The sequence below is a fragment of the Candidatus Koribacter versatilis Ellin345 genome (genome assembly GCF_000014005.1).
Lineage (GTDB): Bacteria > Acidobacteriota > Terriglobia > Terriglobales > Acidobacteriaceae > Korobacter > Korobacter versatilis_A.
Genome location: NC_008009.1, coordinates 5,287,844 through 5,303,320, shown reverse-complemented (window position 1 = coordinate 5,303,320; position 15,477 = coordinate 5,287,844). Strand labels below are relative to the sequence as shown.

Sequence of the window (15,477 nt, the reverse complement as noted above, 5' to 3'; positions counted from 1 at the left end):
AAATTACTTCTGTTCAGTCCAGCCGGCTTGCTGCCCCTTGTTCTGTTCGTCGAGCCATTTTTTTAGCGGCGCGAAGTAATCGAGCATGGCCCCGGCGTCCATCTTGTCTTCGCCGGTCAGGACTTTGAGCTCTTCCGGCCAGGGCTTGCTGGCGCCCATCTCAAGCATGGCATCCAGTTTCGCGCCGGCTTTCTTGTTGTTGTAGAACGAGCACTGGTGCAGCGGACCGGTGAATCCGGCCTCTTTGCACATCGCGCGATAAAACTGGAATTGCAAAACGCGCGCGAGGAAGTACCGCGTGTACGGGACGTTCGCCGGCACATGGAACTTCGCGCCCGGATCGAAGTCGGCTTCGGTGCGGTCGGTCGGGGGGTAGACGCCTTGGTAGTGCTCGCGCATCTGCACCCACGACTTCTCGTAGTCTTCCGGCTTGATCTGCCCGTTGAAGACCTTCCAGCGCCACTGGTCGATCAGCAATCCGAAGGGTAGGAACGCGACCTTATCGAGCGCCTGGCGCAGCAGCAGAGCGACATCATCCTGTTGCGGGACGGTGTCGATGAGGCCGACCTGCTTCAGGTACTCCGGCGTGATGGAGAGCGCGATGGTGTCGCCAATGGCCTCGTGGAAGCCGTCGTTGGCGCCGTTCTCGAAAAGCGGCGACTGGGCCTTGTAGGCGCGCTGATAGAAGTTGTGGCCAAGTTCGTGGTGGACAGTGACGAAGTCATCGGCGCGAACCTGGAGACAGGTCTTGATGCGGAGGTCATCTTTGTTGTCGATGTCCCATGCGCTGGCGTGGCAGATTACGTCGCGGTCTTTCGGTTTCAGGAAGAGAGAGCGCTCCCAGAAAGTTTGCGGCAGCGCCGGGAAGCCCAGCGATTTGAAGAAATTCTCGCCGTAGTGAACGATGCCGAGCTCGTCAACTTTTCTGTCTTGCAGAATCTGGGTGACGTCGAGCTGCGGATGCTTGGTGGGCGGGGCGACGAGGGGGTAGATGTTGCCCCACTCCTGGGCCCAGGGGTTGCCGAGGAGGTCGGCGCGGATCATGCCGTCTTTCACGGCCTGCTCCCCATACTTCTTTACCAGCTGGTTGCGGACGTAGGTGTGCAGAGAAACGTACAGCGGACGCATCTGCTGCCACAGCCGTTCCAACTCAGCACTGAACTGGTCGGGAGGCATGTCGTAGCCGGCACGCCAGTAGGCGCCGGTGTCGGCCCATCCCATTTCGCGGGCACCATTATTGCTGAGCTCGACGAAGCGCGCATAGCGCTGGCGCATGGGTGCGCCGACCTTGTGCCAGCCGATCCAGAGGTCCTTCAGTTCGTCGGGATCGGTGGAGGTTTCCATGATGTGCTCGATCTTGGTGATGTCGAGGCACTCGCCGGCGTGCTTGCCGGTGGTGGGGCAATACTTGCCCTTGCCGTAGTCGGCGGCCATCGAGGCCTGCACCCGGGTCAGTTCCGAGAGGTCTTTGGGGTTGCTAGGCGCAATGGCCGCGAGTTTGAGGAGCAACATCTTGCGCGCCAACTCCGGCGGGAGTTGCAGCTTCTCAAACTGGATCGTCTGCTTGGCGAAGTTCGTCGCTTCAGCGTTCGCGATCTCGTTGGCTTCGGCCGCGATTTCCTGGGTGTCGTCGGTAATGAAGTTTTCCGCGACCCACTCAGCGCGCTGGGCTTTTACACCGAGGTCGTCGAGCTTGGTCTCGGCGTCTTTCACGAACTTTTCGGCGTCGGCGACGGTGGGAGTGGATTGCGCGAACACAGAAAGCGGAACGATTGCAGCAGTAAGGACAGCAGTTAGGAATGCTTTTCGCAGCATGGTACCTCCGGCGGGAATTGTACAAGCGGCGGTGCTCGCGTCGTAGTGAGGTCGTCGCATCGTGGAGCGAGGCGTGCCGAAACGAGACCCCCCTCCCCTATTGGAAAATGCAAAATCTTGAAAACGTTGGAGTTAGCGATGCAATAGTGTGCAAAATATTCAATGCAAAGGAGTTATAGGCAAAATCTTCAAAACAAAGGGGTTGCTTGGTCTAGGGGAATAGCAGATCCCACGCCGGGCTGCGCCCCGCTCTGGATGACAAGAGGGAGCAGTGGAGCTGACGGCGGTTCTGAGGGCTGGCCGCGAGTGGAACAGCAGATCCTTCGGCGCGAGACACACGCGCCTCGAGGATGACAGGAGGCGGTGGTGGCGCTTCGGGCCATTGTGCGGGCTGACCGCCTGGCATGTTTGCCGGGTTTTCAAAGAACTGGTTGTGCGTTTGGGAATACCCCGATTGGCACGGTACATGGGAGCGTGTCACGAAATATGTGAGCTGCGACACGTGTGCGCGTGAGGTCGGTCACAGGACGTGCGGCGTGCTGCGCTGATTTGGGGACTTGCCGGTGATTGTCAGCCAGAGCGCACGGACACCTTTCCCGACCAACGACCATGGCAGGAATGCCAACGACCACAGCGCAAGAGCCCCAAACAATTCGCCCGTTGTTTTCCAAGTCATACGAGCACCGATCACTCGCATAGTAAACGTTCGGAAGCTCTCCAGTACCGAAAATGAACTTTGAAGTGCCGTTTGTTCGCCGCCGTTTTGTAAATCCTCCAATCGAAATCCTGAGTAGCACGTCCAAGCTGGCAGACTTCGTGTGGCTTGTCTGGGAGTGTCTGATGAAGCTGGTTCGTGCGCTCGGTTTTGTGTTGGGAGCGTCGTGTTTCTACGCAGCTGCGATGTATGGACAACAGGCTCCCGTGCCGGCGGAGGAGACATCGGCAACGCCTGAGGCGAAGGCCTCGCAAACGTCGCAGGAAGATCCGCTGAAGCGGCCGCTGTCGGAGAAGCAAAAGAAGAAGCAGCGTAAGGGACTGTACGGAGAAATATCAGCGGCGGACAAGAAGTGGCTGGAAGAGGATGTTATTTACATCATCACGGACGAAGAGCGCGAGGCGTTTCTAAAGCTCTCGAATGAGGACGAGCGCGAGCACTTCATCGAGGATGTTTGGTTTCGCCGCGATCCAACGCCCGACACGCCTGAGAACGAATTCAAGGAAGAGCATTACCGCCGCATTGGGTATGCGAACGAGCACTTCGCTTCCGGCGTACCGGGATGGCGCACTGATCGCGGCCATATCTACATCGTGTTCGGACCGCCGGACGAAATCGAAGCGCACCCCTCGGGGGGAAGCTACGAGCGCACCATGGAAGAAGGCGGCGGCGAGACCTCGACCTATCCGTTTGAGCGCTGGCGCTATCGCTATATCGCAGGGCAGAGCTTCGGCAACGAGGTTGTGGTGGAGTTCGTCGACCAGTGTATGTGCGGCGAGTACCGGATGACGTTTGATCCGAACGACAAGGACGCTCTGCTGCACGTGCCGAATGCCGGCCCGACGCTGATGGAGAGTATGAACATGGCGAACAAGGCGGAGCGCATCAACGGGTTGAACCCGACAGGCGGCCGCATGGATTACGCTTCGAGCATGAGCAAGATGTTCGACAACCAGGAACGATACGTTGCGCTCTCGAAGGCGCCGGCGATTAAGTATCCGGATCTTTACAGTGAAATCGTCAAGCATCGGCTTATACCAAACCCGGTGCCATTCGACGTCCGAACCGATTTTGTGAAGGTCACGAGCGACACCGTGCTGGTGCCGATCACGATCCAGATCAGGAACAGAGATATTACGTTTGGGTCGAAGGATGGGATCCAACGGGGAATCGTGAATATCCGCGGCCAGGTTACGAACATGACCGGAAAGATTGTGCAGACTTTCGAAGATCCGGTTCAGGTTGATGTACCGAACGAACTGCTAGCGCAGAAAGTCGAGCAGGCGTCGGTGTATTGGAAGGCCCTGCCGCTGCGCTCCGGGCACTATCGCATTGATATCGCGATCAAAGACGTGAATGGCGATCGGTTTGGAGTATGGAGCCGCAGCATATCGGTTCCGGTTTACGAGGACGACAAGCTGAATACGTCGTCGATGATCCTGGCTGACGTGATGGAGAAGGTGCCGACGAAGATCATCGATGCCGGAACTTTCGTGATCGGTGATGACAAGGTGCGTCCGAAGGTAGCGGGCGCGGACGGCGCACAGCCGATTGTGTTCAAGCGCGATCAGCGCCTGAACGTGTGGATGCAGGTGTACAACCTTGGCGTGGATGAGAAGACGAAGAAGGCGTCGGCGACGGTGCAGTATGAATTGGTGAATGCGAAGACGAATAAGGCAGTTGTGACCTCGGCCGACGATACGGAGACGATGGGGAACGTCGGCGAGCAGATGACGCTACGTAAGAGCATGGCGCTGAATAGCGTGGAGCCGGGAGCTTATCGGCTGACGGTGAAGGTGGAGGATAAGATTTCGAAGCAGACGGTGACGCGGGTTAGTGGGTTTCAGGTGGAGTAAGAGCAGAAGCTAGCACTCGACATCACTCGTTAAGCAAAGCGCTTGGATCGAAGGGACTGCCGAAGTCCTCGTGGACGAAGTACGCGCCAGCGAGCACAAAGCCGGTCCAGCCGTTTGAAGTGAGTTCGAAGATCTGCAAGCCCGGTTCGATCATCTCTGCAGCCTTGCTGGGGAAGTTCGCGAGCAGAGTCTCGTCAGCCAGTACAATCTTCATTCCTGAAAACGACGCGCGAAGGTCGAGGGCCCGCACATCCTTAAACAGGACGTCGATACGCGGCAGGCTCGAATCGTCGGGTCGCGGACTGCGAAGGAGTAGCTGCCCATGCGACCAGGTATAGCTTACGAGGCTAAATTTGCGATCGGACTCGAACACAGAAAGGTTCATATCGAATAAATGAGCCGCGCTCAACGCCACGCTCAGTCCTACAATATCCTCGCATGCCGGGTCCCACTCCCAATCTCCGATTTGTCCACATCCTCCGCGGCACGCTGATCCTATTGATGGCTGGGCTGGTGCCGGCGGTGTTGCTTACGGCTTATTTTGCGCAGCGGTATATCGTTTGGGTGCTTGGTGTTTTTGCGGGTGGGTTGCTGATGGTGCGGTTTGCGTTTCAGCTTTGGCCTTGTCCGCGGTGTGGGAAGCCATTTTTCCGTTCTGGGACTTGGGCGGGGCCGAATATGTTCACCAAGCGATGCATGCATTGCCAGCTCAGCGAGGCGGAGGATGCGATTCCGTCGATCACCGAGGCAAACAAACCAGAGTAGTGGGAATCTAAGCCCTGCATGGGCTCACTGGGGAACCAGCTTTTCTGGCTGCTGTTGCTGGCGATACCAGTTGCCTGCGTGGCGTGGACGATCACCCACGAAGAGGTTTTTCGCGAGCCGCGCGATTTCTGTAAGACGCAGAGCGAAAGTGCTCCGTCTTTCGTGCGCCGCAAGTTCTTTTATCTCTTCACATGTGAGTACTGCTTTAGCCACTATGTAGCTGCTTTCTTTTTGTGGTTGACGCGGTATCATCTGCTTCTTGAAGGCTGGCGCGGATATTTGATCGCGTGGTTTTCGCTGGTCTTCGTATCCAACCTGTACATGGGCGCGTTCGGAATTGTGAAGCTGGGTGTCAAGAAAGAAAGGGTGGAGATCCAGCACATTGAAACCGATGTCCAACACAAACAAACCCAACTTGCCGAGGCCCGCGAGGAGCGGAGGCCTGCCGCGTGAGGTGGGTTGCACCATTGTGCAACTGATTCTGCCGTTAATTACTTAGGGGCCAAACAACTTCGTCTAGCACCCGGGGTTTCATACTTCGGGGAGGAATGTTGGGCCGGATGGTGCGCCACCCTTAACCGGTCCACGAGGAGACCCGCTCAATTTATGAAAAACATGCGTTTAGTGTTCGCGATGCTGTTCGTCGCTGCGGTAATGGGGCTTGTGGCGATGCCAGCTATGGCCCAACCGCAGCAGGGGGACCCGCCGGGTGTGGCGGGTCGGTTGTCGTTTATGCAAGGGCCTGTTTCGATGCAACCTGGAGGGGTGGACGATTGGGTCGATGCTACCCTCAACCGTCCGTTAACGACTTCTGACCGTCTTTGGGCAGACCAGGGCGGACGTGCTGAGGTCAGCATGGGCAACGTGAAAGCCCGTATTGACCAGCAAACCAGCATGACGATCGTCAATCTCGACGATCAGATTACGCAACTTCAACTCGACCAGGGCACGCTGTTCGTGCACGTTCGCCGGTTGTTCCAGGGCGAGTCGGTCGAAATCGATACGCCGAATGTCGCGTTCGTGATGGACCGTGAAGGCGACTACCGTTTCGATGTCGATCCCAACGCCGACACGACTTACGTTTCCGTGCGTCGCGGCGATGGTGAAGGCACCGGCGAAGCTGCGGGCGTCCACGTGCGTTCGGGCGAGCAGGCCACGTTTGCTGGGGGGCAATCGGGTCTGGACCAGATGGCGCAACTCGGCGATCCGGATGATTTCGATCAGTGGAACGCGGAGCGCGATCGTCACCAGGACAACACGCAGTCGGCGCGTTATGTATCGCCGGGAATGGTCGGTACGGACGACCTCGACGATAACGGCGCGTGGAGCGAAGATCCGCAGTATGGTCCGATCTGGCATCCGCGTGTAGCGGCGGGGTGGGCCCCGTATCACCAGGGGCACTGGGCTTGGATCGACCCGTGGGGATACACCTGGGTTGATGATGCGCCTTGGGGCTTTGCGCCGTTCCACTATGGCCGCTGGGTCAGCGTGGGCGGAGGATGGGCTTGGGCACCTGGGCGTCCGCAGCCGGTAGCTGTCGGCGTCGCTTATGTCCGTCCGGTTTACGCTCCGGCGCTGGTCGCTTTCATCGGCGGCCACAACTGGGGTGTGAGCATCGGCGTAGGCGGCGGCGGCGGACCGGTGGGATGGGTCCCGTTGAGCTACGGTGAGCCGTACTATCCGAGCTATCACGTCAGCCCGAACTACGTTCGCAACGTGAACGTGACCAACACGCACATCACCAACATCACCAACGTCACGAACAACTACACCGTCATCAACAACAACAACACGACGGTCATCAATAACAACAACAAAGAGAAGGTCGTGTATCGCAACGCGTCAGTCGCGGGCGCAGTAACTGCGGTCCCGGCGAACGCGATGGCGAGTGGGCGTTCGGTGAATCAGGTTGCGGTTAAGGTAGATCCGAAACAGATGGAACAGGCGAGGTTCTCGGCTGGGCCATCCGTGGCGCCGACCAAGGCAGCAGTGTTGGGCGGCAAGGCGCCGGCGACGCAGCATACTCCGCCGGCTGCCGCGATGAACCGTCCGGTGATGACCAAGGCAGCACCGCCTCCAGCGCCGGTGAAGTTTGACGCCAAGCAGCAGTTGTTGCAGAAGTCGGATGGCCGTCCGCTAACCCAGTCGCAGGTTGCGACGTTGCCGAAGGTGCAGCGTCCGGCGGCGATGGAAGCGGGCAAGCCGCGTCCGGCAGCAGCGGTGCAGCAGATCAAGGCGGCAGCGGCTGCAGCGCCGAAGAATGCTCCGGCATTCCATCCTCCGGCAGCGAAACCTGCTCCGGGCGCTGTAAACAACAATGCGGGCAAACCGGGCACTCCGGCCACGCCAGCCAACGTCAACAAGCCGGGAACCCCGGCGGGTCCGGCGAACGCTGGAAAGCCTAACGTTGCGACGCCGCCGAATGGGCGTCCGACGCCGGAAGCTACGCCGCGTCCGGGTGCGAACAACACTCCGGCGAACCCGGCCAATCGTCCAACCACGATGGGTCCGGGGGGTGATCGCAACGTAGCGCATCCGCCGACTTCGAATCCGTCAACGCCTGCGAAGCCGAATGAGACGGCAACTCCGGCAGGACGTCCAGTGCCGCATCCTCCGACCGCGCAGCCTGCGCGCCCGGAGACTACGACCCCTGCGCGTCCGAACAATCCGTCGGCCGAGAGCAACACTGCGCGTCCGCCGGAGCACGCTGTGACACCGAACCGTCCGACGCCGCAGCCGCAGACGGCAGTGAAGCCGCCGGCGCATGCGGAGCCGCACACCACGCAAACGCCTGCGACTCGTACGCCTCCGCCGCCGCAGCACGAAACCAACGTGCCGCGTCCGCCGGATCACAACGCAGCGCCAGCGCAACACACCCCTCCGCCGAAGCAGCCGGCGAAGGACAACAATAAGGACAACAAAGACAATAAGGACGATAAGCAACCGAAGTTGAAGTAATCGGTGCTGGAGCAAAGACGAAGCCCACGCGACGAGCGTGGGCTTTTTCATGCACCTCTGTCGAAACTAGGCTGGATACAATTCGCGAAGGTTCTCGGGTAGCGGGTCGAGCACCCAGCGCGATGCCTTCGAACTCATGCGATACTCGCCGGGCTTATCGCAAAAGCCGACGCGCACCGGGTTGGAGTGGATCTTTTTCACGCAGCGCGCGCAGTCTTCGGCGTTGTTGACCTGGTCGTTATGGAAGCTAGTCTCCCAGACTTCGCCGTTATAGCCGAACTGTTGTGCGACCTGCTCGGCGAAGTGCCGTTGCAGCTTCTGCATGGCATCGTTCGCGGGAAGGTCGCCATAGATAGTCAGCAGAACGTGGACGTGGTCCGGCATGATGACGTAGTCGTGGATCTGCACCGGGTACGATTCGCGAAATGACAGGAGCGTTTCAGTCAGGAGGTCGCCGTATTTCTGGTTCTGGAAAAGACGTTTGCGGTGGAATGTGGGAGCAGTGATGAAATGCGTTGCGGACATAAGACGTGCCTCGTGCCCCGATTCCGGGCCGTCCGTTAGCATCGCGCTTTGGAATGGGATGGGGAATTCCCCGATGGTGGGAGGCAGTTTACGTCGTCTTTACCACAGCTGGTTCCGACTTCACTGGGGCGGACTCGTGGGCCAGCAGCGGCAGTTCGATGCGCACGATCAGACCGTGTGGCCTTCCATTCCTCGCCACAACTGAACCGCCGTGGAGCCGCACGGCGCGCTCGGCAATCGAGAGCCCGAGTCCGACGCCGCCGGTGTTGCGATCACGGGTTGCATCCACGCGATAGAAGGGAAGGAACAACTTTGGCAGCGACTCGTCCGGTACGCCAGGCCCCTGGTCGTGCACTTCGACGACGGCATGATTGCCGCTAGTGGTCAGTGCGACCGTAACCTTTGTGTTCTCGTCGGTGTAACGCGCGGCGTTGCGGACCACGTTCTCTACCGCGCTGCGCAGGAGGGTGATGTTCCCCTCAACCTCGCAGGGTTCGCAGGTGCTGAGATGCACTTCGCGTCCAAATGCTTGTGCCTCGAAATCGGCGTCAGCAACGACGTCTGTCACCAGAGTGCTCATGTCCACCGTAGTGCGCATTTCAACGGGTTCGCCACTCTCCAACCGGGAAAGCGTCAGCAGATTCTGGAGCATGTCGTTGAGGCGGTCGGCTTCGATTTCGATGCGCTCGAGGGCCTTCTGCGTCTCGACGTCAGCTTGGCGACGGGCGAGTCCCACGGCAACGTTCAATCGCGCCAGTGGCGAACGCAGTTCGTGCGAAATGTCGCTCAGGAGCCGGCGCTGGGTGGTGATGAGGTTTTCGATGCGGTCGGCCATGCGGTCGAAATCATGAACGAGGCTGCCGATTTCATCACGCCGGTGAATGCCATTGCCCGCGCGTGCCGACAGATCGCCCGAAGCCAGCTTCGAACTTGCTTCACGAAGTCGCTGCAATGGCTTGGTTACATAGCGGGCCAGGGAGAAGCAGATGATGCCAGTGGCGCATAGGCCGATCACAATACCGATCAGTCGCGTTGGCGCGGTGAGGAACCAGAGGTGCGCTCGCGATGGCGGCAGCAGGATCAGAGTGTATTTGTGGCCATCTACAGCCTGGATGGTGTGGCGCGGGAAGTTACGCTTAATCAGTTCGTCAAATGAAGGCGGCCCTGGTATTGGGCCCTGTGGCGGTGGAGGCGCATATTCACCATTCGGCCCAAGGAACCGCGGGGCTGGACGGCCGGTCAGCTCGTGACCCTGATCGTCAAACAAAATCGCGCGGAAAAGCTGGTCGCGCTCGATCGTGTGGAAGTAGTTGTGAAGCGATGCCGGACCGCCAGCCTGATACGCCTGTACGGCGGTTCGCGTCATCGTTTCCATTGCGGAATCCGATGTCTGGAGGCGCACAAAGAGCATGGTCGTGATCACCGACAGGGTGACGAACATGGCCATCGCACCCCAGAATGCGATGAAGATCTTTGTGAAAAGACTTCTCATTTGCTCCCGGCGAACACCGGCCTTGCGTAAATGTATCCGGTACCGCGGACTGTCTTGATCAACTCGTCGCTTTCGTCGAGCAGCTTACGTCGAATTTTGCTGATGTGCATATCAATACTGCGATCGAATGGCGAAAAGCGTCGTCCCAGCACGCGTTCCGCAAGCTCTTCGCGCGGTACGACATTTCCGGCGTTCTCAAGCAGGTAACGCAACAGGTCAAATTCGACGGAGGTAAAGTCGAGCTTCTGACCTCCACGCTGAACTGTGCGGGCACCGGGATCGAGGGTCACGTCGCCAACGTTGACGATCGCGCCGGGCGTTTGTCCGCCCTGAACGCGTCGCAGAATCGCCTGGATGCGTGCCAGTAATTCGCGGGTGTTAAAAGGTTTCGGGACGTAATCATCGGCGCCGAGTTCGAGGCCGACGATGCGATCCACATCTTCGCCACGCGCGGTCAGCAGCAGCACCGGGATTCGCGATTGTGGGCGCAACCGGCGCAGCACGTCCAGGCCGGAAATTCCCGGCAACATTATGTCGAGCACAACGATGCTGTAGTTGCCGCTTAAGGCCTTCTGCAACCCCTGTTCGCCGTTGTGCACCGCTTCAACTTCGAATCCCTCAGACTTCAGGTAGTCCGTAAGCAACGAGGTGAGTTCGATGTCGTCGTCAATCAGCAGGATTTGTTTCATGCCTATGAAAGGGTAGCTCAGCCCTAGTAAATACGGGGGTAAAAAATCGTAAGACGCCCGCGAGACCGTCCCTTCGAGCGGCCCCGGGAGTCGATAAACAAAATTACGAAAACCAGACCACTCTTGACTATCAATTCCGGGTTTCTGTGGTCTGATAAGCAGCGAATGAAGACGCTCATTCCCTGAAGAACAGGAAATGGGAGGAACCCAGATGAAGCATTGGAAGTCCCTTGTTACTGCTTCGGCACTCGCGCTCTCGACCTTGGTCGGGGTCGCCAATGCGCAGCAGCCGACGAAAGAACGCGGTGACCATCACCTGCAATTTATGGCCACGGCGCTCGACCTGACCGACGCCCAAGTCGCCCAGATTAAGCAGATTCAGTCTGAGAGCAAGACCAGCTCACAGGCTGACCGCCAGCAGATGAAGTCCTTGCACCAGCAGCTACATGCCCTGGTTACCAGCGAGAGCTTCGACGAAGGCAAAGCATCCGTCCTGATCACGCAGATCCATCAGCAGGAAGCGTCCCGTATGTTGGAGCAGGCCAAGGAGATGAACGCCATCTACAAGGTGCTGACACCGACCCAGAAGACCAAGGCCGTGAAGCTCTTCGGAGCCAGCATGCATGACGGCGGTATGCACGGTCACGGCGGTCCGGGACCGGATGGCCCTCCGGCGCCAGCGCAGGACTAAGTTTCGCAAGTTCTCCCTCCAGGAGAAAAACGGCGGGCCGCCCTCCCGCGACACAGGGCGGTCCGCCGGCTTATCACGGCGCTTGCCGTGATTCCCCGCAAAAACTCCTTCCAGCAGCAACTCTGCTTTGCATCTCACTACTAGCGAGTCACTGGCACTCTCCCCCACAGGTGACTTCACAGGTCCTCCGGAACGTTGTTTTGGTTACTTTCGTTTGTTGATAGCCCCCAGAGGGAAGTGAAATGATGCGCGGCACCGGATAGCTCGCCGACCGGACCCTGGATACCAGCTGCGTTGAAATCTATGGAAATACGCGCGGGCGCAAACCTGGGAAGGTATCAACTCCTCGCCGAGATCGGTCGTGGAGCGATGGGCACGGTCTACCAGGCCCTCGACCCCGAGATCGACCGCCTCGTTGCGATTAAGACCTTTTCTGCGTTTGATAGCACCTCGCACGAAGGTGTCGCTTTCCGTGACCGCTTCGCGCAGGAAGCTCGCGCCGCAGGCCGTCTCGCTCATCCCGGCATCGTTGCCATTTATGACCGCGGCGAAGAGCCCTCCACCGGATCGCCGTACATTGTGATGGAGTACATCGCCGGTCAGCCGTTGAGCCGCTTGCTGGCGCAATCGGGCGGGCGACTCGAAGAGCGCTATGCGCTAACGATCGTGAAAGAGCTTGCTGAAGCGCTCGCTTACGCACACGAAAAAGGCGTTGTTCACCGCGACATCAAACCCGCGAACATTTTGATCACGGAAGACGGCAACCCGAAGATCGCGGACTTCGGCGTCGCCCGCATTGACGCATCCACCATGACGTTCCACGGCCAGTTGCTCGGCACTCCGGCATATATGTCGCCCGAGCAGCTTACGGGTGGGTTGGTGGATGGACGCTCCGACCTGTTCTCGCTGGGTGTGATTCTCTACACCGTGCTGATGGGCTTCCGGCCATTCCAGGGAAACGGTGCGAGCACGATCGGCTTCAAGGTGATCAACCAGCATCCGCTGCCGATCACGACGTTCCATCTCGATCTTTCGAAAGACACCGAATACGTAGTGGCGCGCGCGATGGCGAAAAACCCACGTGACCGCTACCAGAACGGTGCCGCATTTGCACTCGATCTCGAGGACATCCTTGCTGACCGTGAACCGCGCAGTCGTCATGAACCCGGCGCACCGCCGAGTTCCGAGATTCTTCGTGTCTTCGAGAAACCGCAAAGGACGAACGGCAACGGGACCTCGAGCGGTAACGCTTCTGCCGCGTTCGGCGTAGCCCCGGCGCGCGTCGCACCATCGCCTCCGAAAGTTGTGCCGACGCGGAGCTCGTGGCAGGCCTCCTCCACGATGTTGGGTTTGGCGCTGCTGGCGTTCGCGGGAATCGTGGGAGTGGCTGCGTTCTACATCAACGACACGCAGCGCACCGCCTTGCGTGATGCCGATGCGTCCTTACCGCTTCCGCCGCTCATCGCCGAACAGATTCCGATGCCTGCCATCACCGGCGCACAGTTTGAGCCGATCATCCAGATCAACATGCCGGAACCACCGCGACAATATGCGGGTTCGGGGGTTTCTCCGAGGGCGCCGCTTTCGGACCTTGATCGGACGGTGATTCGCGGAGGCGGCGCGGCTCCAGTTACTCCGATTGCGGCTTCCCCAAAGTCTTCGGCTGCCTGGAGCGACCCTCTTGTCGCCCGTCAGCCGGCGACGGTAGAACTCGCGCTACAGCATCACTTCACTGAAGCAGAGATACAGGTCTGGGTGGATGGCCGTCTGGAATTCAGCACCACCACCCATGGCGAGAACAAGAAGCATCTTTTCGGTTTGAAGAGCGGGATCGAGGGGCGTGAGTCGCATGAAATTCGCTTCCCCAGTGGAGAGCATGAGGTAAAAGTTCGGGTGGCGTCGAAGGCCGACGAGTACGACCAGACCGGATCCATCCACAGCACGTTTCTTGATTCGCGGCGCTCAGTGCTCGACATCCGATGCAATAAGCGCGGCCTCGAGATGAGGCTCAACGATGGTTCTTAGCCCAAAGCGCCCGCCAGACGTCCATTTGCAGTTACCCTCCCCCAGTTCACCTTCCAACTTAGCTTTTCCAAATTCCCGCATTTTGTAATACCGTTCCTTTAGATAGAGAACGTCCCACCCCCAGGGCCACGGTAGTCCGGAGCAGCCGCGTGACGACGCGCTCCAAAATCTGGATCGGGATCGCTGCGCTTCTGGTCGCCGCGCAGGCAGTGGTCAGCCTCGGGCTTCCCCATACGGGGATGCTCCACCTGCCCTTTGGTCTCGAGATATCCGCACGTATGTTCCGCACCGCTTTCGGGGACCTGGCGCAGGCCATCATCGTCGGTTTCGCGGGTTGCGTGATGTTGTTGAACGGCTTTCGCTCCGAAGGGCCGGCCCGAGTGTTCTGGACCCTCTTCTCGCTCGGCATGTTCTTCTGGCTCGCTGACCTCACCATCTGGTCGTACTACGAGGTCGTGATCCAAACCGACGTGCCGCAACTCACCCTCGGCGATAGTTATCTCTTTCTTCACCTGGTGCCGATGGTCGCAGCGTTGGGCGCCCATCCCGATCGCCGCGCCTCCGCCATCGGACGTCAACGCACCTGGCTCGACTTCGCGGTACTGCTCACTTACTGGCTCTACATCTATGCGCTCATCGTGATGCCGCACCAGTACGTAAAGCCCGATATCCCGACCTATAACTACAACTTCGACATCATCGACAAGTGCGGCCACTGGATATTGGTCGTCGGACTTGCGGCGGCTTTCGTGCGATCCCGAGGCTCGTGGCGGCGCATCTTCCTGATGTTTACGCTCGCGTCGCTGTCGTACGCCGTGTTCTCCGATTTCGCAAACCTGGCCGTAGATACCGGCAGCTATTACACCGGCTCGGTGTATGACATCCTGCTCATGGCGACCATGGCGTTGTTTGCTCTGACCGCGATCGAAGGCAGCAAGATGCCGGCTACGCCGGATGCCGAGTTGGCGCCGGCAGCCGAGCCGCCATTGGCGGGGTGGTCGATACAGTGGCCGGCAGTCAGCAGTACGCTGGTTACTCTTTCCATGCCGGCCATCGGAATTTATTTGCTGAATTATGCGCCGACGATGGATCCGGAGATCCGCGCGTTTCGCTTAATCGTCACGTTCATCGCGATGGTGTTGTTGTTCTCGCTGGTTTCGTTGAAGCAGACACTGCTGCAGGCTGACCTTGTAGGCTCGCTCAAGAATGTCTCCGATGCCTACAGCGATTTGAAGAGCGTGAAGAACCAGTTGGTACAGAGCGAGAAGCTCGCATCGATGGGGCGGTTGCTTGCCGGCGCGGCGCACGAGATCAACAATCCGCTGACGGCGATCCTGGGGTACTCGGACTTGCTCACGTCAAGCATTTCACTCGATCCGCAGACCCGCAGTATGGCCGAGAAAATCGGACAGCAGGCGAGGCGCACCAAGACGTTGGTGGAAGACCTGCTGAAGTTCTCGCAGGAAACGCCGACCCAGCGTTCCTCGAATGACGTACAGGTGCTGGTGCTCAATGCGATTAAACTCGCGGGACTCGAGGCGGGGAAGAGCGTGAAAGTGGAAGTCACCGCCCCAGATAAACTCCCGCCGGTCGCGGTGGATCCCGGACAGATCCTTCAGGTGTTCGTGCACCTGATCCGCAACGCCGCTGACGCGATGAGCGAATCGGTGGTGCGCGTGCTTCATATCTCAACGCGCGCAGGAAGTTCGCAGGTGCAAGTGGAGTTCGCGGACTCCGGTCCCGGCGTGAAGGATCCGGACCTTGTCTTCGATCCGTTTTACACGACGAAGTCGCCGGGCAAGGGAACGGGACTTGGGCTCAGTGCGTGTTACGGCATCGTGCAAAAACACGGTGGGCAGATCACGTGCGCCAATCGCCCGCAAGGCGGTGCGATCTTTACCGTGACGCTACCCACTGTCGAACAGGTTGAAATGCAGAACGCCTGA

At 59.1% G+C, this 15,477-nt stretch carries 13 protein-coding genes; 7 read left to right on the top strand and 6 right to left on the bottom strand.

All coding sequences use genetic code 11. The features are described from left to right. Positions 1–3 precede the first annotated feature (3 nt). Entirely contained in the window at positions 4–1,815 is a 1,812-nt protein-coding gene (locus tag ACID345_RS23260; RefSeq protein ID WP_041856030.1) for a M2 family metallopeptidase, read from the bottom strand. A 520-nt stretch (positions 1,816–2,335) separates the two neighbouring features. Further along, the gene (locus ACID345_RS27145; protein WP_187148902.1) at positions 2,336–2,491 is read right to left on the bottom strand and encodes a hypothetical protein; all 156 of its coding nucleotides are present in this window, start codon (positions 2,489–2,491) and stop codon (positions 2,336–2,338) included. Positions 2,492–2,655: 164 nt separating this feature from the next. Here ACID345_RS27145 and ACID345_RS23255 point away from each other — a divergent pair, with 164 nt between their 5' ends. Beyond that, the gene (locus ACID345_RS23255) at positions 2,656–4,386 is read left to right on the top strand and encodes a GWxTD domain-containing protein (RefSeq protein WP_041857136.1); all 1,731 of its coding nucleotides are present in this window, start codon (positions 2,656–2,658) and stop codon (positions 4,384–4,386) included. Between the two features lie 22 nt (positions 4,387–4,408). Here ACID345_RS23255 and ACID345_RS23250 read toward each other — a convergent pair whose 3' ends face one another. Further along, positions 4,409–4,801 (bottom strand): hypothetical protein, encoded by a 393-nt coding sequence (locus ACID345_RS23250; protein WP_011525263.1) that lies wholly within the window; start codon positions 4,799–4,801, stop codon positions 4,409–4,411. 23 nt (positions 4,802–4,824) lie between these two features. On the opposite strand from ACID345_RS23250, the gene ACID345_RS23245 reads away from it, so the two are divergent. The 3 genes from ACID345_RS23245 (at position 4,825) to ACID345_RS23235 (ending at position 8,109) form a co-directional block, all read left to right on the top strand. Further along, entirely contained in the window at positions 4,825–5,151 is a 327-nt protein-coding gene (locus ACID345_RS23245) for a hypothetical protein (protein ID WP_011525262.1), read from the top strand. An 18-nt stretch (positions 5,152–5,169) separates the two neighbouring features. Further along, positions 5,170–5,604, top strand: a complete 435-nt coding sequence (locus tag ACID345_RS23240) for a hypothetical protein (RefSeq protein WP_011525261.1) — start codon at positions 5,170–5,172, stop codon at positions 5,602–5,604. Between the two features lie 153 nt (positions 5,605–5,757). Next, positions 5,758–8,109: a DUF6600 domain-containing protein gene (locus tag ACID345_RS23235; RefSeq protein ID WP_148210238.1), complete on the top strand. Its 2,352-nt coding sequence runs from the start codon at positions 5,758–5,760 to the stop codon at positions 8,107–8,109. Between the two features lie 66 nt (positions 8,110–8,175). On the opposite strand, the gene ACID345_RS23230 is transcribed toward ACID345_RS23235, so the two are convergent. From ACID345_RS23230 to ACID345_RS23220, 3 genes are all read right to left on the bottom strand, one after another. Then, positions 8,176–8,634 (bottom strand): REP-associated tyrosine transposase, encoded by a 459-nt coding sequence (locus tag ACID345_RS23230; RefSeq protein WP_011525259.1) that lies wholly within the window; start codon positions 8,632–8,634, stop codon positions 8,176–8,178. An 88-nt stretch (positions 8,635–8,722) separates the two neighbouring features. Then, on the bottom strand, positions 8,723–10,126 hold the full coding sequence (locus ACID345_RS26080; protein ID WP_049762023.1) for an ATP-binding protein: 1,404 nt from the start codon (positions 10,124–10,126) through the stop codon (positions 8,723–8,725). Then, the gene (locus tag ACID345_RS23220) at positions 10,123–10,815 is read right to left on the bottom strand and encodes a response regulator transcription factor (RefSeq protein ID WP_011525257.1); all 693 of its coding nucleotides are present in this window, start codon (positions 10,813–10,815) and stop codon (positions 10,123–10,125) included. Before ACID345_RS23220 ends, ACID345_RS26080 begins: the two co-directional genes overlap by 4 nt. A gap of 211 nt (positions 10,816–11,026) precedes the next feature. On the opposite strand from ACID345_RS23220, the gene ACID345_RS23215 reads away from it, so the two are divergent. The 3 genes from ACID345_RS23215 (at position 11,027) to ACID345_RS26070 (ending at position 15,477) form a co-directional block, all read left to right on the top strand. Continuing rightward, positions 11,027–11,506: a Spy/CpxP family protein refolding chaperone gene (locus ACID345_RS23215; protein WP_011525256.1), complete on the top strand. Its 480-nt coding sequence runs from the start codon at positions 11,027–11,029 to the stop codon at positions 11,504–11,506. A gap of 303 nt (positions 11,507–11,809) precedes the next feature. After that, on the top strand, positions 11,810–13,531 hold the full coding sequence (locus tag ACID345_RS26075) for a serine/threonine protein kinase (RefSeq protein ID WP_011525255.1): 1,722 nt from the start codon (positions 11,810–11,812) through the stop codon (positions 13,529–13,531). Positions 13,532–13,680: 149 nt separating this feature from the next. Beyond that, a complete protein-coding gene (locus ACID345_RS26070) occupies positions 13,681–15,477 on the top strand; it encodes a sensor histidine kinase (RefSeq protein ID WP_011525254.1) in 1,797 nt (598 codons plus the stop codon).